This is a genomic window from Micromonospora sp. DT62 (assembly GCF_049847285.1).
GTDB classification, from domain to species: domain Bacteria; phylum Actinomycetota; class Actinomycetes; order Mycobacteriales; family Micromonosporaceae; genus Micromonospora; species Micromonospora reichwaldensis.
In genome coordinates this window covers 1-20,489 of record NZ_JBNCOB010000041.1, presented here as the reverse complement: position 1 = coordinate 20,489, position 20,489 = coordinate 1, and the positions used below count along the sequence as shown (strand labels likewise).

The following is a 20,489-nucleotide window of genomic DNA, read 5'->3' as shown; positions in this document are numbered from 1 at the left end:
TGCGTGATGAACGTGGACGACGAGGAGCTGTTGCGCCTCGTCGGGAAGGGTGACCGCGGGGCGTTCGACGCGCTGTATGCGCGTAACGCGCCGTGGTTGGTGCTGCGTCTGCGCCGCCGGTGCCGGGATCCGGAGTTGGTCCGGGAGGTGGTGCAGGAGACGTTCCTGACGGTGTGGCGGGCCGCAGCCGGCTACCGCGGGGACGGTGCGGCGGTGGGCTGGCTGTGGTCGGTGGCGGCCGGTCGGTTGATCGACGCGCGGCGGCGTGCGTTGGTCCGTCCGCAGAGTGTGGGGGCGCCGGGCGACGACGTGGTGGCGTGGTCTCCGTCGGCGGAGGACGAGGCCTTGGCCGGTGCGTACGACGCCGAGTTGGAGCGTGCGCTGCACCGGTTAGCTCCGGAGCTGCGGGCGGTGTTGCAGGCGACGGTGCTGGATGGCCTGACGGTGCGCGAGGCCGCGGTGTTGCTGGGTGTACCGGAGGGCACGGTGAAGACGCGGGCGATGCGGGCGCGCCGCGAGTTGAGGGAGGCGCTGTCGTGACCGGTTTCCACGTCGACGCCGGGGTGCTGGCGGCGTACGGCGAGGGGCGTCTCGCTGACGTCGACGCGTGGTCGGTGGAGGCGCACCTCGACCGCTGTGGGGCCTGCCGGACGAGCATCGCGCCCGACGCGTCCACGGCCTTGGTGGTCGAGGCGGTCGCGGTAACGCTGGGCAATCGGTTGCCGACACAGGGGCGGGTGCGGCGGGCAACAAGGCGGCGGCGGGTCAGGGTGTTGGTGGGGGCGGGACCTGCGGCGCGGACGGCGTGGTTGCTGTCGGTGGCCGTCACCGGGGTGCTCACTGCGGGGTTGGCGGTCAGCCCGACGGTGGTCCCGCCGTGGCTGCTCCTGCTGGTCGCGCCAGCGCTGCCCGTTGTCGGTACGGCCCTGTCGTACGGGCCGCGAACTGATCCGTTGCACGACCTGATCGCGGGGACACCGCAGGGGGGCCTGAGGATCGTGCTGTGGCGCACGCTGGCGGTCCTCGTGGTCGCGGCGCCCGTCGCGGTCCTGGCCGGCGTGGTGACGGGCATCGGTACGCCGGGGTTGTGGCTGCTTCCCTGTGTCGCGTTGACCGCCCTGACGTTGGCGCTCGGCTCGCTGGTCGAGCCCGCGTACGCCGCGCTCGTGGTGGCGGGGGCGTGGGCGGTGGTGGTGCTGGCGCCGCCGGTCGGCGGTCTGGCGGTCCTGGTGTCGAGCGGCCCGGGATGGCTGGGGGTCACCGCGGTGGCCGCGGTGGTGGTGTATGTGCGTCGGGAACGGGTGGGGAGGCAACCGGCATGAGGACGGTGAGCGTCGACGGCCTGCGGGTCAGCTACGGCAAGCGAGTCGTCTTCGACGACCTGGACCTCGAGCTCGGAGTGGGCGTGCACGGGTTGCTCGGCCCGAACGGCGCCGGCAAGACCACCCTGATGCGGGTCCTGGCCACGGTACTGCGACCCGACCGGGGTGAGGTCCGGCTGCTGGGCCACCACATCGGGAAACCGTCGGCGTTGCGGCAGGCGCGCCGCCAGTTGGGCTACCTGCCTCAGGCGTTCGGGTTCTATCCGCGCTTCACTGTGCGGGAGTTCGTCGAGTACTTCGCCTGGCTGAAGGAGATGCCGCCGGCGCGGATTCCGCTGGCGGTGGATCGGGCGATCGAGCGGGTCGGCCTGCTGGAGCGCGCCGACGACCGGATGAAGCACCTTTCCGGCGGGATGCTGCGTCGCGTCGGCATCGCCCAGGCCATCGTGAACGACCCTCGGCTGCTGCTGTTGGACGAGCCGACCGCCGGCTTGGACCCGGAGCAGCGGGTGCAGTTCCGGGCGCTGCTGCGGGAGCTGGGCCTGGATGCAGTCGTCCTGGTCAGCACACACCTGGTCGAGGATGTCGTGGCGGCGTGCACCAGGGTGAACCTGGTCGACGGCGGGCGGCTGGTATTCACTGGCCTCCCTGATGAGCTGATCGCGGCCGGTGGGGACGGCGACAGCGGCGACTCCCCCATCGAGCGCGGCTACACGGCGGTGCTGCGCGGTGCGCGGACGGCACCGCGGTGAAGCGCGCGCTGAGGGCGGAGCTACGCCGCGGTACGGCGCCCTTAGCCGCTGCGGCGATGTTCGGCGCCGGCGTGTGGATGCTGGCCGTGCACCCGGACGACTGGGCCGGCCGGTGGGCGGGCCTCGCGAACTACCTGCGGGTGTCGCTGCTGATCCTGTGCGCTCTCATGATCGCTGCCGGGGCGTGGCAGTCCGGGCGGGAACGGCGGCGCGACATCGACGAGCTGATCGCCTCCACCCCCCGCCCGGGCTGGCAACCACTGGTGGTGGCCTGGCTCGCCATAACCGTGGCCGGCGCCGCCGGACTGCTGCTCGCGTTCGCCGGGGCGGCGGTGCTGATCGCCCGGGTCGCGACCTACACCGGCGGAGGCTGGTGGTGGACGCTGACCGTCGGTGTCCTCGCCCTGGCAGCCGCCGCCGCAGTCGGCGTCCTCGTCGGCCGGCTCGTACCGCTGCGGGTGGCGGCCCCGATCGCTGGCCTCGCCACATACCTCGGCCTGGCCATTATCACCTACTGGGACGGCACGTCCGCCGCGTGGCTCTCGCCGGTTTACGGCGGCTGGGCGGTGTATTCACTCGTTCCCGGCGGGGTCACCGTGTTGCAAGCAGCCTGGCTGGTGGCCCTGACGGTCCTGCTGCTCGCCGCCGCCGTGCGGCAGCGGCGAGCCGCCCTGCTGGCCGGCGGACTCGCCGTCGCCGTCGCCGTGCCGATCACCACCGGGCCGGGCACCTACCGCCTCCCGGCCGACCCGGCCGCGGTGGAGCTGGTGTGCACGAGCAGCGGCCCGCAGGTGTGCCTGTCCAGGATCAACGCCTTCCTGATCGACGACGTCACCAAGGTTGTGCAGCCGATCCTGGGACGTCTCGACGGGATAGCCGGAGCGCCTCGGCGGGCGGCCGACCAGGCCGCGCAGCCGGCCAGCCAGTCCATCGAACGGGACGACGACACGGTCTGGCTCAACCTCGATTACCAGTCTACGGCGCTGGGCGGCCTGGCCAGCCAGAGAGGCCTGCGGGCGGACTTCCGGCAGGTGACCCGGGCCAGATGTGAGGACCCGATCGGAGTCCGCAAGACCGACCGGCGGGTCTACCGGACCGACACCCTGGCCACCGACTGGATGCTCGACGAGGCAGCCACCCCGGACGACGTGCCCCTCACCAGGCTCCGCGCACTACCGGAGCCGGCGCAGCGTTCCTGGTTCGCCGCCTACCTCGACGCCGCCCACCGATGCGACATCCCGGCGCTGATTCGCCTCGGCGAGCAGCCGTGACCGGCCGCCTGCTCACGCTTCATCTGCGCTCCCGGGGCGCGTCCATGTTCGTGGCCGGTGTCGGCGTCATCATGCTGCTGGCCTGGGCCGCCGGAACATGGCTCGCCAGCCGGCCCTACTTCGACGGGCCCGCCGCCCGCGTCCCCGTGGTCGCACTCGCACCGTTGCTGGCCGCACTACTGCTCGGGCCCACCCTCGCGGGCGCCGACGAGGACCTTGAACGCAGCACACCTCTGCCGTGGCGGGCCTGGCGAGCCGGTCACCTACTCGTCGCCGTCTTCGTCACCGCCACGGCACTCAGCCTGGCCGGACTGCGGGCACCCGACACGTACGGTGCGCACGCACTGGTTCGCAATGCTCTCGGTTGTATCGGACTGGTCGCCGGCGGCGCAGTGCTGCTCGGCGCGCGGCTGGCGTGGCTGCCCGCCTTCGTCTACGTGTGCGCCGTCTACGCCGCCGCTCCACGCCAGACCGGCACCGCCGTTGCTGCTTGGGCCTGGCCGATCCAGCCCTCAACCTCCACAACGTCCCGGCTCGCCGCTGCCACGATCTTCGTCATCGGTGCCGCCGCATACCTGCACCGAGGGTCCCGTGCTTCGGCTAGCCGCCGCTACCCTCCGAGACGCTGATCGGGGGGGGCTCGGCCTTGCGTCAGCCCGGAGTCTGAGCTGCCAGGACGTGACCACTGAGGATCTCGCCGCCGTACGAAGGCAGCCCGTCGCCGTTGTGGACCTGGCCTGATCGGATCTCGGCCGTGGCGGCGCAGGCACGGCCGTACGCTGCGGAAATGGACATCGGATACGCCTGGGGCATCGACCAACCGCCTGATCCCGCTGCGGCCAGGGCCGCCGACACGGACGCGGATGGCCTGACACCGGAGCAGCTGCCGGAGGTACGCGAACTGACCGCGCAGGGCTGGCAGTTGGCCCCCGACGCTCCGATGCTGGTCTTCCTTCTCGCGGTATGGCCCCCGCAGCTGCGCACCTGGGTGCCGGACCGGGCAACCCGCTACGAGACCTGGACTGAGCTGGACCCGAAGACGTACGAGGTGCTGCGGGAGCGGACCGTGCGGTCAAGCTGGGAGTCCCGCAACGAGGTCGAGAACGACAACGATGCCCTGCTGGCGGACGCGGGCATCACCGGCCGGCCTCGGGGCCGGCTGTGGCTGCTGAAGCCGCCGCCCGGGTTCGCCTCGATCGACGACTTCCTCGCCGAACTCAGCCGGCGCGCTGATGCCGCCGGCATCGGTGGGGCGTGCAGCCCGGAGTACGTACGGCTCACCCGGAACGTGCTGCGAGAAGTGACCGCCTGAGGAACCGTGGGCACGGCGGTACCTGCGATTCTAACGGCTGACCGGCACTACCACCCCGTCCTGATTAGACGCAGGACGCTGGGCATGACCAAGACTGTCTTCTGCCCCGCAGACCGGCCGATCCTTGCCGCAGGCAAATGCCACCATCGGCGGGAGGCGCGTCGAGGGCACCGGCGACGGCGCCACCGCCAAGCACGCCGACGGGCTACGCGCGAAGTTCGAACGACTCGTGGCCCCACCAGATCGTGGTCGAACCCGAATCAGGCAATCGAGCGGTTGGGCAGCGGGAAGTTTGGCTCAGCTTTCGGTGACCTCAGCGGTCACGTTGCTGTGTTCGCGGGTCGAAGCTGGTCGGTTCGGGCTGCCGCAGCAATCACGCTGAAGATGCCGGTCAGCGCGAGCGCGATGACGGTGGCCGCCAGTGGATCGGCGATCTGGTTGGCCAGCGGGTACATGTGATCGGCCGCGAACAGCACGTTGGCGCTGCCCGGATCGGGGAGCATGCTCAGCACGTTGTCCAGGGTGTTCACCGTGCAGGCCAGGAGGGCCGGTAGGCTGAGCAGCAGGATCAGCCGCCGTGCTGGCCGTGAGGTGCGGGCGATCCGGTGAGCCATCCAGGTCATCGCCTGCCACACCACGATCAGTCCGATGAGAAACCCGGTGACCGCGCCGGCGAGCACGCCGCGGGGCTCGACCGGGTAGGCGCCGACCGTGACACCAGTCTGGTTGTCGTATCCGGAAACGCGCAGTAGCACCCCGTCTCGGGAGGCCCAGAAGACTCCGTGCGCGCTGTTCACGTCGTCCTGGCTGCTGGCTCCGACCTGGTTGAGGGCGCCGGTGCGCCAGCCCGCGTTCGTCAGTTGCTGATGAACATCGGCCAGGACGGCCGATGTGTCGGTGACCTGCTCGTAGATCCGGCTCCGGCCCATCGGCGCCGGCCGCCCGCCGTTCCAGCCCTCCATCGCGAAATCCTGGAACTCGCCGTACGTGCGGTAGGCGTAGGCCATGTCGAGGAGGTTGCCGCCCGGGAGTTCGTAAGCGGACGAGGCCGGGCGGCCGACCAACTCGTCGCTGAAGGCGGCAAGGTCGGGTTCTTCGGGGTTGGCGAGCGCCCAGACGGCGAGGGCGCCGGCCCCGCTGAGCACCACGGCCACCCAGATCGCTACGAGGCCGGTCGCGAGCCGGCCGATCCAGGTGGGCGGCACGAACCGGTACCGCAGACCGTTCACCAACAGGTGGGCCGCCTCGCCGCGCGATGGCCGGACCTGCCCCGGTTCGGCCGCGTCGAGCAGGGTGGTGAGGATTTCCGGTCCGCGTTCGCGTCGGTAGAAGCCGGGGTACGCCCAGAGCAGACGGCGGTAGGAGCGCTCCAGGTCAGGCATGGCGAACTCCCCCGGTGAAGCCGAACGCCTCGCGCAGCCGGGACGTGGCCACCTGGGCGTTGGACTCGAGCCGTGCCACCGCGGCTTCGAGCGCCGCCCGGCCGTCGTCGGACAGCACGTAGTAGCGGCGTAGCCGCCCACCCACGGCCTCTTCCCGGTCGACGGCGATCAGGCCCTCCGCGCTGAGCCGGTCCAGCGCCGCGTACAGCGTCCCGGCCTTCAGCTTCACCCGCCCGTCCGACAGCTGATCGACGGCCTGGATGATCCCGTAGCCGTGCAGCGGGGTGGCGCGCACCAGCGCGGTCAGGATGAAAAACGTCGGTTCCTGCATCGCCATGATGCGGAACTATAGACCATCTTTATATACAGCTCACCTGAATATAGACGACTGCCGGCGGGTCGGCCCCTCGCGGCGACACGTGCGGCTTCGGCAGATGGCTGGTGCGATAAGGCAGAAAGGGTGGCGCAACCGGGTTGGGCGTTGGGTCTCACTCGCGGGTCAGCCCCGGTGGTAGCGCGTCTTCGTCGAGTCGGACCTGGCGGGCGTTGGCCAGGGGGTCACGTTCGAGGGTGTGGATCAGTTGTTCCGGGCCGCCGAGGCAGGTCCAGGTGTCGTCCCAGAGGGCAGAGACCAGCCATGACCGGTCGGCCGGGAAGAACAGGTCGGGTAGCGCGCCGTGCGGGTGGCGGATGTGCCCACCGGTGCGCCAGGTGAGGGCTTGCTCGGGGCCGGCCTCGACCAGCACGTACGGCCAGTTCCAGTAGAGGAACACCCTCGGAGCGTGCGGGAAGACGACGTCGTGGGCACCGGTGTCGAGGTATGCCAACCACCACGGCTGGTCGGGGGTGTGCGCGCCGAGGTCCTCGACCAGGGCGTGCTCGTAGGCGGCGGCGGTGACTTCGTCGGTCTGGTACGTGGTGGCGTAGGCGTCGAAGACCGGCGGGATGGCGGTGGTGATCGAGACGCCGGCAGTCGTGTTACCAGCGATCCAACCCACGTCGGCGGCGGTCCCGATGCGCCAGTCCCGCCCGTCCTTGCTGATCTGCACACCGCTATTCAAGCCGCTGCAACGACGGCTGGCGTGGGAATCAGCCTGGTCGCGGGAACGGCGGCCGGTGGACCGGCGACCATGGGCAGCCATGCTGTACGCCTGCCGCGCTCGATGGAGCGCTGATGCTCGCAGGTCTCGCACATCGTGTCCGAGGCGCAGGCTGGCGACGGCGGGAGGCTGGGGTCGCCGTGCCCGCGGGGGCCGGGAGTGGGGATGGCTGTGTGTGTTCCGCCGTGATCGTGGCTGAACTTCGAGGTGCCGCCCGCTCTCGCCTTGCGGACGGGCTGGTTGAACGGGCGCGGCCCTGGTGGCCGTAGACCCTGATGCCCGGAGGCGGGGGTATGGCTGCGTGTGTTTCGCCGAGATCGCTTGGCTCACGGTAGGAGATGCCACCCGCCGCTTCGTCGTCTGCGAGATTCGGTAGACCGCTGATGGAGACCCGCGACCTGCGTTCGCATCATTAGAAGATGCCGGCAAACCCGAACCCCAGACGAGGCACATTCGAGCAAACCGACCGACGAAGGAGAGCACGACGGTGGCGAAGCTGTGGATCGGCGTGGACATCGGCAAGACCCACCACCACGTGGCCGCCGTCGACGGCGACGGCCGGCTCGTCTACTCCCGCCGGGTCGCCAACGACGAAACCGCCCTCCTGGCGGTCATGGCGGAGGTGTCGACGCACGGCCGGCCGGTGTGCTGGGCGGTCGACGTCACCACCGGCCTGTCCGCCCTGCTGTTGACCCTGCTGTGGCGGCGGCAGGTCCAGGTCCGCTACGTCTCCGGCACCGTCGCGTTCCACATGGCCGCCGCGTTCGCCGGAGAGAACAAGACCGACGCCCGCGACGCGGTCGTCATCGCCCAGACCATCCGTATGCGCCCCGACATTCCGATCCTGGAACCCTCCGACCGGCTCCTCGCCGAACTCACCGTCCTGACCAGCTACCGCGCCGACCTTGTCGGGCAGCGCGTCGCCACGCTGTTCCGGTTGCAGGAGCTGCTCACCGGGATCAGCCCTGCCCTGGAGCGGGCTGTGGACCTGAACCGGAAGGCCCCGATGATGGTCCTCGCGTGCTGGCAGACACCGGCGGCGATCCGGCACGCCGGCGTTGACCGGATCACCGCCCTGCTCCGGCGCGGGCACGTCAAGAACGCAGTCCAAGTCGCCGAGGCGATGGTCGCCGCCGCCCGGCAGCAGACCGTCAGCCTGCCTGGGCAACGCGCCGCCGCCGTGGTGGTCGGGCAGATGGCCACCGAGATCCTCGCCCTGGAGCAACGCATCGCCGACGTCGACGACCTCATCGCCGACCAACTCGACCAGCACCCCCTCGCGCCGATCATCGGCAGCCTGCCCGGCATGGGACCCCTGCTCACCGCCGAACTGCTCGTCCACACCGCCGGCATGACCGAGTACGACAGCCCCGCGAAGCTCGCCGCCCACGCCGGCCTGGCACCCGTCTCCCGCGACTCCGGCACGGTCTCCGGCAACCATCGGCAGCCTCGCCGCTTCCACCGTCGGCTACGGCACATTATGTGGATGGCCGCATTCACCGCCGCCCGCGAATGCCCCATATCGCGTGCCTACTACGAGAGGAAACGTGCGGAAGGAAAGAACCACAGGCAAGCGATACTCGCCCTCGCCCGACGACGCGTCGACGTTCTTTGGGCGCTTGTCCGTGACCGCAAGACCTCTATCCGGCCGGCGCCAGCGATCCACGCCGCAGCCTGAACCAGCGCGCTCCCGGTCGACGCAACCCCTTCGCGCCGGCCGATCCACCCTGCCCATCAAGATCACCCGGAGTCACATGGAGACTCCTAACCCGACGCTCCGCCGGTGTCCGCAGGCTGATGACCTGCGGCTTTCCTATCGTCCCCGTTGCGTGCCGGTCGCTTCGCGGGCTCGCTGTGATCGCTTGCCGAAGATCAGCTGGAACGTTGTGGGTCCTGCGGGTGCGGGCTTGACGCTGCCGCGAGTCGGGAGCCGAGTCATCCTTCCTCGTCGTCGAGCAGTTCGCGGCGCCATTCCCCGAATCGGCTTCGGAGTGTGTCCAGCGCTCGGCCCGTGACGCCGTACTGGGCGAAGTCGTCGGGGTCGAGCTGGGTGGCTTGTCCGAGGGCGCCGGCGAAGACGCGCGGGTCGAAGCCACGGTCGGCGCGCCGCGCGAGGGCGAGAAGGGCGTCGCGGGTGTAGCGGCCGGATCGGAGCGTGGCGTCGATGTCGATGAAGTCACGGGCGAACGCTCGCCCGTAGAGTGCGCCCATCTTGTTCGCGACCGCGTCGTCCGGGTGCAGTACCGGTCCGATCGCCATGAGGATCGGTTCGTTGGCACGCCAGTCCACGCCGAGTTCGACCTTGGAGACCCGCACGCCGTCGGTGACGGCCAGCCGGGCGAAGGTGTCGTACTGCCGCTCGGTCTCGACGGTCAGGCCGTCGTCTCGGTAGGCGTGCACGACGGCGGCGACCGCGTCGGTGAAATCGCTGCGGCGGTCCCAGGCGGTGAACAGGTCGACGTCCTCGCTGGGCCGCTCGACGAGCCCGGCGGCCTGGACCGCGTAGCCGCCGGCCAGCGCGAAGCCGTATCGATCGGCCGCCCCGAGGCCGGTACGGGCGAGGCGTTCGTGGAAGGGGTCCACCGCTACGCCGCGTTGTTGCGGGTTGCGGCGAGTTCGGGGAAGGCTTCCTCCCAGCGCTGGCGGAGCTGGGGTGGCAGCCAGAGGGTGGGCCAGAGCCGCCGGAGGAGGTCGGCGTCGAGCCAAGTGTGCAGATCCTCGACCGTGGCGGCTTCGGTGAGCACCACCTTGTACATGCTGGACAGGCGTGCGGGCCGGTTCAGGTCGTACTCGGCGTGCCCGGACCAGTCGAGATGACGTGGAAGCGTCACCGTGCCCCCGGTCGGGCCGTGCAGCGCGGCGAGTGCTTCTGCCACCACGTAGGGCTTCCGGTCACCGTAGGGCCGGTAGTCCGCCGGCGGCTGGGGTGCTGTCCGGCGCCGGCTGAGGTTTGTCGCCCGCCGAACTTCCGGTCGGAGCGCCTGACGGATCGTCTCCCGGCTGTACCCGGTGACCCGCTGCAGATCCACCGGCCGCCAGCCGGCCTCGTGAAACGCCCGCAGCTGCTCGTCCCGCTCGGTCAACGCAGCCGCCCGCATCGCCTCGTACCGGGAGACAACCGCCTGCAGCTCATCCTCGGAGAACCGGCCCATGCCCGCAGCCTACTACGCTAGGCCCAGCACGCTTGGTGTCTTTCCATGGAGGGCGATGCCCTCAGCGCGGACCGCCCGGCCCGACCAAGCCCGTTTCGTAGGCGACGATGACCAGTTGTGCCCGATCGCGTACCGCCAGCTTGGTCAACAGTCGTCCGACGTGTGTCTTGACGGTGGCCAGGCTGAGATGGAGCTGCTCAGCCAACTCCGCGTTGGACAGGCCGCGGGCGATCAGTGTGAGCACCTCCCGTTCTCGCTCGGTCACCTCCGCCAGCCGCCGTGGCAGCGGCCGGGCCGGCTCCGGCCGACGCGCGAACTCGTCGATCAGCCGGCGGGTCACCGTCGGCGAGAGCAGCCCTTCGCCGGCGGCCACCACCCGGATGCCGGTCAGCAGGTCCGCCGGTGGGGTGTCCTTGAGCAGGAACCCGCTGGCTCCGGCGCGCAGTGCGCCGTAGACGTACTCGTCCAGGTCGAATGTGGTCAGGATGACGATGCGGGTGCCGGCGGTGGCGGGGTCTCCGCAGATGCGTCGGGTCGCCTCGATGCCGTCCATTTCTGGCATCCGCACGTCCATCAGCACCACGTCCGGGCGGTGCTCGGCGGCCAGCGCCACGGCCTCCACGCCGGTGCCCGCCTCACCGACTGTGGTGAAGGTCGGGGTCGAATCGACCAACAGTCGGAAGCTGCCGCGCAGCAGCGCCTGGTCGTCGGCGATCAGCACCCGGATCACGCGGTCACCCGGTAGGGCAGGCTGGCGGTAACCGTGTAGCCGCCGCCGGAGCGCGGCCCGGCGCGGAACTCGCCCCCGTGCAACGTCACCCGTTCCCGCATGCCGATCAGCCCGTGCCCCTCCCCGCCGATCAGGACCGGACGGCGGCCGTCATCGGTCACCTCGATCCTGACCTCGCGATGCGTGACGGTCACCGTTGCCCTGCAGGTGGCCGGTGCCGCGTGCTTCACGACGTTGGTCACCGCCTCCTGCACGATCCGGTAGACCCCCAGACCCACCGACTCCGGCACCGCTGCGGCTGGTTCCTCCTGCCGTACGTCGAGCCGTACGTCGACACCGGCGATCGCCGCCTGTCGGGCCAGCGCGGGCAGTTCGTCCAGCCCTGGCGTCGGGGCGTACGGGGTGTCCTCGCGCAGCGCGCCGAGCACCCGACGCACGTCGGTCAGTGCGTTGCGGCCGGTCTCCTCGATCACCCGCAGGGCCGCCCCCGCCTCGCCGGGATCGGTCGCGGCGACGTGGTTGGCGACGGCCGCCTTCACGACGATGAGGCTCAGCGTGTGCGCGACGACATCGTGCAGCTCCCGGGCCACCCGTAACCGCTCCTCGGCGGCGGTCCGGCGGACCAGGTGCTCGCCCTCACGGGCGGCGACGGCACGCCGCTCGCGGACCAGCCAACCGATCAACCATGCGGGCGCGATCATGACGGTGGCGTAGACGACCCCGCCGGTTCGCGACCAGAGGTCGCTCTCGGTCAGCACCAGGGCGACGCTCACCAGAGCGAGACAACCGGCGGCACACAGCAGTGACCGACGCGTCTGCGTCGATACGGCCACCGTGTAGAAGGACAGGCCGATGGCGAGCCCGGGCGCGGCGGCGGCATAGTTGGGAATCACGCCGGTGATCAGGGCGACGGTGGCCACGGAGCTGATCACGACGGCGACGATGATCGGCCACCGTCTCCGGACGGCCAACGGCAGCCCGAGAGCGAACCCGACGAGCACCGACACCCAGAGCGGTTCGCGCACACCACCGTGCAGCGGCGATTCCAGCGCCGCGTACGGGCCGAGCAGCCCGCCGACCGCCACGGCGAGCACGGCGTCCACGATGGCCAGTTCCACCGGCCGCAGCCGCCGGGTCAGCAGGAGGGCGGTCACCTGTCGAAGCGTATCGGCGGGCTGGTTCGGCCGCGTCCACCTGCGGGTGGTCATCCTCGGGTAGGACGTCCAGGCTCGTCCCGGACCCGGGCTCCGCCCGGGGGAGGGTCAGAAAGTGCCCGCGCCGGCACGACGCGCGGTACCTGCCGGAGCGTGCACCCTGACGGTCATGACCACACAGACGGTGACCTTGACAGGGCTGTGCGCGGTGTACGGCACCGGAGCACGCCGGGTGACGGCGCTCGACGGCGTGACGACCAGCTTCGCCAGCGGCACCTTCACGGCCGTAATGGGCCCGTCGGGCTCGGGGAAGTCCACCCTGCTGCACTGTGCGGCCGGTTTGGACAAGCCGACCGCGGGGACCATCGCGATCGACGGCAGGCGCCTCGACGACCTGAGCGAGGACGAGCTGACCCGGTTGCGCCGCGATCGGATCGGTTTCGTGTTCCAGGCGTTCAACCTGGTGTCCACGCTGACCGCTGCCGAGAACGTCGAGTTGCCGCTGCGTCTGGCGAGGCGTCGTCCCCCCGCCCGGGACGTCCTCGCCGCGCTCGACGCCGTGGGACTGGCCGACCGGGCCGGGCACCGGCCGAGCGAACTGTCCGGCGGCGAACAGCAACGCGTCGCCGTGGCCCGAGCGTTGATCACCCGCCCCGCGGTCGTCTTCGCCGACGAACCGACCGGGGCACTGGACAGCGCGGCGTCACAGCAGATCCTCCGGCTGCTGCGCGCACTCGTTGACGACCACCGGCAGACCGTCGTGATGGTGACCCACGATCCCACCGCCGCCGCGTACGCCGATCGGGTCCTTCTCCTCGGCGACGGCCGCATCGTGGACGAGCTGGCCAGCGGGATCACCGCCGCGGTCGTCGCCGCGCGGATCGCCGAGCGGGAGACGGTCCCGGCGGAGAGCGTCGTGGAGTCGTCGTGCTGAGCATCCGGCGGTCGGTCGGTGCCTTCGTGGCCGTTGCCGTCGGCGTCACCCTGGTCGATGTGGCCACCCTGCTGCTGGCCTCCGGCCGCCCGCAGGTACCCGACCGGCTCGCGTACGCGGCAGTCGTGGTGCAGAGCCCTGAGGCCGGTGCGCCGGCCGACTCGTTTGCGCCCACCCGGCCGTGGTCGGCCGCCAGGACAGCGGAACTCACCAGCAGGCTGGCCGAGGCGCCGGGCGTTACGGCGGCAGTGCCGGACCGGACCTTCTACGCCCAGGCGCTCGTCAACGGCCGGCCCCCGGCCACCGAGGCGCAGCGGGAGGACGCTCACCAGGGGCACGGCTGGTCCAGCACCCGGCTGGGTGGACTTCGTCTCACGGCCGGCGAGCCGCCCCGGCGGGCCGGCGAGGTGGTGGTCGACCGCGCGCTCGGGCTGCCTCCCGGCGGGCCGGTCACCCTGCTCACGGCGGCGGGCCCGCAGCCCTACATCGTCACCGGTCTGGTCGATGCGCCCGGTGTCTACGTCGCGGACGAGGCCGCGGCCGTGCTCGCGCCCGGCGTCCGGGCCATTGGCCTGCTGATCGCTCCGGGCGCCGATCCCGAGGCGATCGCCAAGGCGGCTCGCGGTGTCCTCGGCCGCGACGGGCGGGCGCTGACCGGGGACGGCCGCGCCGCTCTGGAGCCTCGGGGGGATGCCCGCACCCGCTGGATCGGCATGCAGGTGCTCACCGCCACGGCGGCTCTCGCGAGTTTCGTCACGGTCTTCGTGGTCGCCTCCACCTTCGCGTTTACCGTCGCGCAGCGTCGCCGTGAGCTGGGCCTGCTACGCGCCGTCGGGGCCACCCCCCGTCAAGTCCACCGCATGGTCCACGCCGAGGCGCTCGTCGTCGGCGCCACGGCCGGACTCACCGGCCTCCTGGCCGGCGCAGCGCTCGCCCCGGTGTTGGGCGGGCTGCTCGTCGACGTCGGCTTCGAGCCGGCGACCTTCCGGGTCCGGTACGAGCCCTGGCCGGTCGCGGTGTCGATCGTCGCCGGTCCGATGATCGCGCTGCTGGCCGTCTGGTCGGCGTCGCGCCGAGCGGCACGCGTGCGCCCGCTGGAGGCGTTGCGCGAGGCGGCGGGGGAACAGCGGCCGATCGGACGGCTGCGAGTCGCCACCGGGGTGCTCCTCGTCGCGGCGGGGCTCGCCCTCAGCCTTGGCACGGCGACCGCCGACCAGGCCCGCGACGCTGCCACGTTCGCCCTCTACGCGGTGATGGCCCTGGTGGCCGGCGCCACCGTGTTGGCACCGGCGGCCGTCGGCCCTGTGGTGCGGCTGCTGCGGTCGCCGGTGCGTCGACCGGGTGGTGCAATCGGGATGCTGGTCCGGGCCGGGGCGTCGACCGCGACCCGGCGCACGGCGTCGATCGCCGCCCCGGTGCTGCTCACGGTTGCGTTCGCGGTGTTGGTCTCCGGGATGGTGCGCACCACCACGGCCGCCTACGCGGCGAGCCGGGCCGACAACGTGAACGCCGGCTGGGTAGTCGTGCCCGACCGCGCACCGGGCCTGTCGGACCAGGTCGTCGCGGCGGTTGGGGGGACCGCCCTGCTGCCGACGACGGTCTTCGAGAGCGACTCGGACTCGTCGCCGGCGAACCAGCCGTTGACCGCGCTCGGCGTGGACCCTGCGGGCTTCGCCGCTGCCAACCGGGCGCTCACCGTGGTTGCCGGCTCACTGGACGACCTGAGCGGTGGTGACACGGTGGTCCTTCCCGCCTCGGCGAACCGGCAGCCGTCCGAGCCGTACGCGTTGGTCTTCGCCGATGGGGAGGTGGTGTCGCTGCGCGTCGTCGCGGTCGTCACCGACGACTCGATCCCCGGCGACCTGCTCCTGCCCCGGTCGATGGTCCGGTCGCACGACCCCTCGGCGCTCACCTCCGCGGTGTACGTCCAGAACCGGGTCGACCCTCCGGCCGGAGCGCGGATCGTCGACGTGGCCGGGTGGGCGGCCGAGGCGGACCGCGCCGAGGACCGCCTCGTCTGGCTGTTCACGCTGCTGCTGATAGGTGTCTCGGCCGGCTACGGGGCGGTCGCGGTGGCGAACACGCTGCTGATGGCCGCCGCCGGCAGGGTGGCCGACCTGCGGCTGATCCGGCTGGCCGGAGCGACCCGCAGGCAGGTCATCTGGCTGGTCACGGCCGAGTCCGCCCTGGTGGTGCTGATTGGCGCTCTGCTCGGCGGGGCTGTCGCGTTCGTCGGTCTGCTGAGCGTCCGTGCCGGCCTCGCCGAGCAGGCCGGCGTACCGGTCGACCTGGTGGTGCCGTGGTCGGTGGTCGGCTCGGTGGTGGGGCTCTGCCTGCTGCTGGCGGTGCTGGCGAGCGCGTTGCCGACCTGGCGGTCACTGCGTCACCGCCCCGCGCGGTCCCCCGTCGGCATCATGGGGTGAACCCGTGGCGAGCTTGGCTGCGCGTGCCAAGTGGTGCTGACCGACCCAGGCAATTCACTGAGCGGCGTTGGGGCTAATAGCCGGGGCCGATGTCAATGTCGGGGTCCTGGTTGGCGAGGCGTTCCTGGCGAGTGAGGTCTTCAAGCCGTTGCCGGAAAGTCGGGAAATCGCTGATGTTCCTCGTCGGGTCAGTGCGGAGTGAGAAGTCTCGCCGTAGCGCCGCGATCTTGATTCTGAGGTCGTCGTGGGCTGCGGAGTCGTCGAGGCTGCTCTCGATCTCGCGCAGGCGGCTGTCGGCGACAGTGCGACTTGCGCCGTCTTGATAGTCGTCGAGAAATCCGCGGACGATGCGTCCCATGCGCTTCTCGCGACGGCGTTGGGTTTCGCTGACCGCGGCGTCTTCGAGCAGGTCGGTCAGGTCGCTCAAGAGCGCGATGAAGTTGTCCTCCAGGGTCTTAACCTCTGCTGGGCGTCGGCCGTCACGTGGGATGTGGTTGAGATAACTGACAACTTCGCGGGCGAAGCCGACCTTGTCGATATTCGCGTCGAAGGCCTCGGCGAAGCTGTCCTTCAGGCAATCCCACAAGGGGCGGCCTGATTCGAGTCTTGTCTTGAGGCCCGTTTCCTTCAGTTTGGCGGCGTCCTCGTCACTGAGTCCTAGCAGTCGGGTGGCGTAGTTCCGCGCGGCGTAGACCGCAATGCGTGCAGGGATAAGATCCTCGATCTCGGTGACGTCCCCGGACTTGGTGGAAGCGGCCACCCTGATGTCATCGGGTGCCGATGCTGCGCGATTGGTGGCCCAGGTGTCCAGGCAAACGACGAACTTCCCGTCGAGGACCGGCTTGCGGTTCGCCTCGCTGCGCCTCAGCTTGCCGACGGCCCTTCGACCGGCGTCGTCACCGTCGAGGAGCGCTACGCACGGGGGCTTGATCGGGTCGCGGCCGCGGGCGAGGTAGGCGATGTAGGGGACGCTGTCGGCGCTGCCGGCGGGCACGATCGTGACTTCGTTGAGGTCCAGCATCCGGGCGACGTCGGGCCGCCGGACGCGCAGCGCGTTGGACATCCCGGCCAGCATCACCTGGTCGGCGGATCCTTCGACGATGAGGTTCTTGCCACCGATGAAGGCGGTCTCGGCCACGTAGCTGCCCAGGGAGGAGCGCAGGGGCTCGTAGTGGGTGCGGGCGACGTCCCTGACTACGCGGGTGCCTTCTTCTTGAGCGCCCTTGTCGAGGACCCGCAGCCGATCGGCGGCGTTCTTGTTGATCAGGAAGGGTGAGTGGGTGACATAGATGACCTGGTCCGTCCGGCGCCGGTCGTCGGGAATCGCGAAGTTCTCCAGCACGCGCAGGAGGTCCTGCTGGCCGGAGTTCGACAGGTAGGCGTCGGGTTCATCCATGAGCAGGATCTCGTCGCGGTCCTCGGCCGGCCGGTGAGCCCGGAGCTGAACGAAGTAGGCGAGGAAGTGCGTCAGACCCCGGCTGCGTTCGCCGAAGGAGTACTCCGCCCCGGTGCGGTCGCGGATGGTGAACACGAGCTCCCGCTCTCGGGTGGTAACACGGAGTTTGAAGTCGTTGTCCTGGCTCCACCACCGTGAGAGGTTGAGGTGTCGCGCCAAGCTCTCATTGATCTTGCCCTCAAGGCCGCTAACTTCGCCCTCCTTGCCTTCGTTGATGGCCTTCTGGAGCTCCTTAAAGATGCTCTCGTCGATGCGGGCGACATCGACGAGTAGTTTCTTGGCTAGGGCTTGCGCGTTACGTTGAAGTGCTTGCTCGCGGCTGTCCGCTGTCGAGGTCGGGCGACGGAAGAACGACCACAACCGCCGGCCCCACGCCGTTGTGTCGGCGTCGTCGTCGGCATCGATTTGCTCGGCGGCTTCCAGGAACTCACCACGGAGGCGGCGGTCAGCGAGGTTGCCCAGCCGGCCACCCCACAGCGACGCGATCGGCACGCTGTCGGGAACGGCGATGCTGGTGGAGAACCGCAATACCTGCGGCAAGATGCCTTCGAGCGCCTTCACCTCGGCCGGATCGTCAAGCTCGACGACGGTCTCGTCCGCCACGATGAAGGGAGACCCTTCCCCGGGCCGCATAAACAGGAACGTCTCGCCCACGGCCCTGGTCACGTCGAGTGTCGCCAGCAACTCGGACTCCGCCTGCCGGGTGACCATGAAGACAGCGCCCACGTCAGGTATCCGGACCTCGTCGGTCTCGACCGAGAACAGCTGCGAGTAGCGACAGAAGTCGCTACGCGTCACCTCACGCTCACCCATGACGCACTCGATGGCGTCCAGCAAGTGGCTCTTGCCCGACTCGTTCGCTCCGACGATCGCGGTGATCTGGGGGTCGACGTCGAGGCGCACATGGGGATACCAGCCCTCCGGCAGGATCTCCCACGTCGCACGCTGAGCCTTCTCGTTCGCGCGGCGCTCATAGTCGAAGTTGAAGGACTTGAAAAACCTGACGTACACCCGCGTGAGGCGCACCGGCCCTTCTCGGCATCCCATGTGACCTGGCACCACACGCCAGCCACGTACGAGAAACCTAGCGGGGGCGTACGACAGAAGGGCAGAGCTGCCCCTCTCGGGCCCCCACCGGATCGATACGCGGGCTGAAGGGGCCACCGCGGTCGTTCTGCTTGTACGGCGTCGGTGCGCAACACCCGAGCACCAATTGGTTCGGGAGTGGCCTCACAGGACGAGGCGCAGTGGGCCGGTTCGGCGGCTCTGCCGGTACAGAACGCCACGCGCAGCCGTGTCAGCTTCATCGAGCATGCTTGGCCCCTTATGGTCTGGAGATGCAGCGATGGGATTCGCTCAATGAGCGGCAGCTCGACCTGCTTCGCCGGATCCCACAGCGGCGATGACCTCAGCGGCCCGGACGGCGTCGAGTACCGCCGGTCGGCGCGTGCGCTCAAGGACCGGAACCTGGTGACGGTGACACGCAAGGCAGGGGTGTGGAGGGTGTGCTCGACCGATGCCGGCCACTTCTACCTTGTGTCAAGCTCCGGGTTGATGGAGAGTTGGTTAGCTGGTTTTCAGGGGTCCGGTGACCGGCTGGGGCATCGTGTGTAGGGCCTCGTGTTCGGCGGGTGGGATGTGCCCGAGCTCGCCGTGCAAGCGACGGTTGTTGTACCAGTCGATGTACTCGACGGTGGCCATCTCCAGGTCATCGAGCCCGCGCCACGGACCTCGGTTGCGGACGAGTTCGGCCTTGTACAGGGAGTTGTAGGCCTCGGCCATCGCGTTGTCGTACGAGTCGCCCTTGGAGCCGACCGAGGCGACGGCGCCTGCCTCGGCGAGGCGCTGGCTGTAGCGAATCGCTCGATACTGACCGGTTTCAACCAGTCGTTGCAACACGACTATCCTGAATGGACGATAACAGATCGTTAAGGGCTTCACCGGGCGTTCTCCACCCGAGTGCCTTGCGCGGCCGGCTGTTCAATGTTGCCGCCACCGCCTCGAGTTCGCCGGTGTTCCAGCGGGCCAGGTCCGTAACTTTGGGAAAATACTGCCGGAGCAGCCCGTTGGTGTTCTCGTTCGTGCCGCGCTGCCACGGACTGTGCGGGTCAGCGAAGTAGACCTGCACGCCGGTGTCGATCGTTAGCTTCGCGTGCTGGGCGAGTTCCTTGCCGCGATCCCAAGTGAGCGTGCGACGCAACTGCTCGGGCAGGGCGGTGATCGTCGCGGCGATCGCTTCGCGGACGGCTTCGGCGCCGTGCCCCGCCAGGGCCGGGCCGTTCTTCGACCGCGCTTCGACGCCCCAACCGTCCATACGGGGCAGGTGCAGCAGCAAGGTGAAGCGGGTAGTTCGTTCTACGAGGGTGCCGATCGCGGACCTGTCCAGCCCGATGATCAAGTCACCTTCCCAGTGCCCCGGCACGGCCCGGTCCTCGACCTCGGCCGGCCGCTGGCTGATCATCACTTCCGGGGTGACCATGCCGTCGCGGCGTTGCCGGGCCCGGGCGCGCGGCACCCGCAGTGCCCGGCCGGTGCGCAGACACGCGACCAGTTCACGCTTCAGCGCGCCCCGGCCCTGGATGAACAGCGATTGGTAGATCGCCTCATGCGAGATGCGCATGGACTCATCATCCGGGAAGTCGAGCTTCAACCGGTTGCTGATCTGTTCCGGGCTCCAGGCGGTGACCCAACGGCGGTCTTCCCGGCGGGGCTTGTTGCGTCCCTTCCAGGCCCGAGCCGTCGGCCCGGCCACGAGCTCGCCGCCGGCCCGGCGCACCGCCCCGGACAGTCGGTCCTGCACGTACTCGCGCAGCCGCGGATTGGACACCAGCTTGGCGGTCTTCGGACGCTTGGCCGCCTGCTGCGCCTTCCACTGCGCCACCGTGGCCCGATACTCCTGCTTGCCGGCCCGGGTCGCCGCGTTGCGCCGCAACTCACGCGAGATCGTCCCCGCATCGCGTCCGATCCTGCGGCCGATTTCCCGCACGCCCGTGCCCTGCGCCCGCAGCAGCGCGATCTCCTCGCGTTCGGCGAAGGACAGATAGCGGCCCGAAGGCTCGTCCAGGCTGATCGGCGGCATGCCGCCAGCGTGACGAAACCACCGCGCCCCAACCGGCCACGACACGCCAACGGCAAGCGCGGCCTCGACCGTCGTGATCCCCGTCGCGATCAGCCGCCAGAACTGCCGCTGCACAGCGCGCGAAGGCTCAGGCCGACCCGGCGACCGCATCGGCGCCCGCAGCGCCCGGTCCGCGGCCCACTGCCTCCGCGCCCCTTCCGGCACCTGCTCCAGCTTCATGTTCCTGCCCATGCACACCTCCGCGATCAAGGTGTTGCGACGGCCGGTTGAAACCGCCCTGGACTCCCCTGTCTGAGTGATGGACCAGTTTGCGCAGGTCAGCGCCTTGATGTTCGCGGCGCCAGATCGCCATTTTCAGCGCGTCGAGCGCCAGATCCGTGTAGAGCGACGTGGACACCTGCCAGCCGACGATCATGCGGGAG

The 20,489-nt window shown here is 70.1% G+C and carries 18 protein-coding genes and 2 pseudogenes; 9 read left to right on the top strand and 11 right to left on the bottom strand.

The window, feature by feature from the left end; genetic code table 11:
- Positions 1–6 precede the first annotated feature (6 nt).
- The 6 genes from ACPXCB_RS30620 to ACPXCB_RS30595 all read left to right on the top strand — a co-directional run bounded on the left by ACPXCB_RS30620 (position 7) and on the right by ACPXCB_RS30595 (position 4,657).
- Positions 7–540 carry an RNA polymerase sigma factor gene (locus ACPXCB_RS30620; protein WP_425879499.1) on the top strand — a complete coding sequence of 178 codons (534 nt, stop codon included), beginning with the start codon at positions 7–9 and terminating at the stop codon, positions 538–540.
- On the top strand, positions 537–1,322 hold the full coding sequence (locus ACPXCB_RS30615; protein ID WP_425879498.1) for a zf-HC2 domain-containing protein: 786 nt from the start codon (positions 537–539) through the stop codon (positions 1,320–1,322). The genes ACPXCB_RS30620 and ACPXCB_RS30615 overlap by 4 nt, the downstream gene beginning before the upstream one ends.
- Positions 1,319–2,074, top strand: coding sequence for an ABC transporter ATP-binding protein (locus ACPXCB_RS30610; protein ID WP_425879497.1), 756 nt, complete (start codon positions 1,319–1,321; stop codon positions 2,072–2,074). The genes ACPXCB_RS30615 and ACPXCB_RS30610 overlap by 4 nt, the downstream gene beginning before the upstream one ends.
- Entirely contained in the window at positions 2,071–3,345 is a 1,275-nt protein-coding gene (locus tag ACPXCB_RS30605; protein ID WP_425879496.1) for a hypothetical protein, read from the top strand. Before ACPXCB_RS30610 ends, ACPXCB_RS30605 begins: the two co-directional genes overlap by 4 nt.
- On the top strand, positions 3,342–3,974 hold the full coding sequence (locus ACPXCB_RS30600) for a hypothetical protein (protein WP_425879495.1): 633 nt from the start codon (positions 3,342–3,344) through the stop codon (positions 3,972–3,974). The genes ACPXCB_RS30605 and ACPXCB_RS30600 overlap by 4 nt, the downstream gene beginning before the upstream one ends.
- A gap of 158 nt (positions 3,975–4,132) precedes the next feature.
- Entirely contained in the window at positions 4,133–4,657 is a 525-nt protein-coding gene (locus ACPXCB_RS30595; protein ID WP_425879494.1) for a DUF5956 family protein, read from the top strand.
- Positions 4,658–4,977: 320 nt separating this feature from the next.
- On the opposite strand, the gene ACPXCB_RS30590 is transcribed toward ACPXCB_RS30595, so the two are convergent.
- The 3 genes from ACPXCB_RS30590 to ACPXCB_RS30580 all read right to left on the bottom strand — a co-directional run bounded on the left by ACPXCB_RS30590 (position 4,978) and on the right by ACPXCB_RS30580 (position 7,088).
- Positions 4,978–6,039, bottom strand: a complete 1,062-nt coding sequence (locus tag ACPXCB_RS30590) for a hypothetical protein (RefSeq protein WP_425879493.1) — start codon at positions 6,037–6,039, stop codon at positions 4,978–4,980.
- Complete coding sequence (locus ACPXCB_RS30585) at positions 6,032–6,370, bottom strand: PadR family transcriptional regulator (protein WP_210884152.1); 339 nt, start codon at positions 6,368–6,370, stop codon at positions 6,032–6,034. The genes ACPXCB_RS30590 and ACPXCB_RS30585 overlap by 8 nt, the downstream gene beginning before the upstream one ends.
- A 157-nt stretch (positions 6,371–6,527) precedes the next feature.
- Entirely contained in the window at positions 6,528–7,088 is a 561-nt protein-coding gene (locus tag ACPXCB_RS30580) for a hypothetical protein (RefSeq protein WP_425879492.1), read from the bottom strand.
- A 538-nt stretch (positions 7,089–7,626) separates the two neighbouring features.
- On the opposite strand from ACPXCB_RS30580, the gene ACPXCB_RS30575 reads away from it, so the two are divergent.
- A complete protein-coding gene (locus ACPXCB_RS30575; RefSeq protein WP_425879491.1) occupies positions 7,627–8,817 on the top strand; it encodes an IS110 family transposase in 1,191 nt (396 codons plus the stop codon).
- Positions 8,818–9,074: 257 nt separating this feature from the next.
- Here the strand turns inward: ACPXCB_RS30575 and ACPXCB_RS30570 are convergent, their stop codons facing one another.
- The 4 genes from ACPXCB_RS30570 to ACPXCB_RS30555 all read right to left on the bottom strand — a co-directional run bounded on the left by ACPXCB_RS30570 (position 9,075) and on the right by ACPXCB_RS30555 (position 12,175).
- Positions 9,075–9,722, bottom strand: a complete 648-nt coding sequence (locus ACPXCB_RS30570; protein ID WP_425879490.1) for a nucleotidyl transferase AbiEii/AbiGii toxin family protein — start codon at positions 9,720–9,722, stop codon at positions 9,075–9,077.
- A 2-nt stretch (positions 9,723–9,724) separates the two neighbouring features.
- Positions 9,725–10,291, bottom strand: coding sequence for a hypothetical protein (locus ACPXCB_RS30565; RefSeq protein ID WP_425879489.1), 567 nt, complete (start codon positions 10,289–10,291; stop codon positions 9,725–9,727).
- 61 nt (positions 10,292–10,352) lie between these two features.
- Positions 10,353–11,021, bottom strand: a complete 669-nt coding sequence (locus ACPXCB_RS30560) for a response regulator (protein ID WP_184681662.1) — start codon at positions 11,019–11,021, stop codon at positions 10,353–10,355.
- Positions 11,018–12,175 carry a sensor histidine kinase gene (locus ACPXCB_RS30555; RefSeq protein ID WP_311773527.1) on the bottom strand — a complete coding sequence of 386 codons (1,158 nt, stop codon included), beginning with the start codon at positions 12,173–12,175 and terminating at the stop codon, positions 11,018–11,020. The genes ACPXCB_RS30560 and ACPXCB_RS30555 overlap by 4 nt, the downstream gene beginning before the upstream one ends.
- Before the next feature lie 169 nt (positions 12,176–12,344).
- Between ACPXCB_RS30555 and ACPXCB_RS30550 the strand changes: the two genes are divergently transcribed.
- Together ACPXCB_RS30550 and ACPXCB_RS30545 are read left to right on the top strand one after the other, a co-directional pair.
- Complete coding sequence (locus ACPXCB_RS30550) at positions 12,345–13,109, top strand: ABC transporter ATP-binding protein (RefSeq protein ID WP_184681664.1); 765 nt, start codon at positions 12,345–12,347, stop codon at positions 13,107–13,109.
- Positions 13,103–15,532, top strand: coding sequence for an FtsX-like permease family protein (locus ACPXCB_RS30545; protein WP_425879488.1), 2,430 nt, complete (start codon positions 13,103–13,105; stop codon positions 15,530–15,532). The genes ACPXCB_RS30550 and ACPXCB_RS30545 overlap by 7 nt, the downstream gene beginning before the upstream one ends.
- A 73-nt stretch (positions 15,533–15,605) precedes the next feature.
- On the opposite strand, the gene ACPXCB_RS30540 is transcribed toward ACPXCB_RS30545, so the two are convergent.
- The 4 genes and pseudogenes from ACPXCB_RS30540 to ACPXCB_RS30525 all read right to left on the bottom strand — a co-directional run.
- Positions 15,606–18,014: an AAA family ATPase gene (locus ACPXCB_RS30540; RefSeq protein ID WP_425879487.1), complete on the bottom strand. Its 2,409-nt coding sequence runs from the start codon at positions 18,012–18,014 to the stop codon at positions 15,606–15,608.
- A 540-nt stretch (positions 18,015–18,554) separates the two neighbouring features.
- A pseudogene (locus ACPXCB_RS30535) lies at positions 18,555–18,860 on the bottom strand (integrase core domain-containing protein); the annotation flags it as partial.
- Positions 18,861–18,867: 7 nt separating this feature from the next.
- Complete coding sequence (locus ACPXCB_RS30530) at positions 18,868–20,286, bottom strand: IS30 family transposase (protein ID WP_425879509.1); 1,419 nt, start codon at positions 20,284–20,286, stop codon at positions 18,868–18,870.
- Positions 20,195–20,489 (bottom strand): annotated as a pseudogene (locus tag ACPXCB_RS30525) (hypothetical protein); the annotation flags it as partial. The pseudogene ACPXCB_RS30525 and the gene ACPXCB_RS30530, both read right to left, overlap by 92 nt.

What these genes read in the sequence shown, in the direction of transcription:
- ACPXCB_RS30620 (WP_425879499.1), top strand. Translation starts at nt 7, where the DNA reads ATGAACGTGGACGACGAGGAGCTGTTGCGCCTCGTCGGGAAGGGTGAC.
- ACPXCB_RS30610 (WP_425879497.1), top strand. Translation starts at nt 1,319, where the DNA reads ATGAGGACGGTGAGCGTCGACGGCCTGCGGGTCAGCTACGGCAAGCGA.
- ACPXCB_RS30595 (WP_425879494.1), top strand. Translation starts at nt 4,133, where the DNA reads ATGGACATCGGATACGCCTGGGGCATCGACCAACCGCCTGATCCCGCT.
- ACPXCB_RS30590 (WP_425879493.1), bottom strand. Translation starts at nt 6,039, where the DNA reads ATGCCTGACCTGGAGCGCTCCTACCGCCGTCTGCTCTGGGCGTACCCC.
- ACPXCB_RS30585 (WP_210884152.1), bottom strand. Translation starts at nt 6,370, where the DNA reads ATGCAGGAACCGACGTTTTTCATCCTGACCGCGCTGGTGCGCGCCACC.
- ACPXCB_RS30565 (WP_425879489.1), bottom strand. Translation starts at nt 10,291, where the DNA reads ATGGGCCGGTTCTCCGAGGATGAGCTGCAGGCGGTTGTCTCCCGGTAC.
- ACPXCB_RS30550 (WP_184681664.1), top strand. Translation starts at nt 12,345, where the DNA reads ATGACCACACAGACGGTGACCTTGACAGGGCTGTGCGCGGTGTACGGC.
- ACPXCB_RS30530 (WP_425879509.1), bottom strand. Translation starts at nt 20,286, where the DNA reads ATGAAGCTGGAGCAGGTGCCGGAAGGGGCGCGGAGGCAGTGGGCCGCG.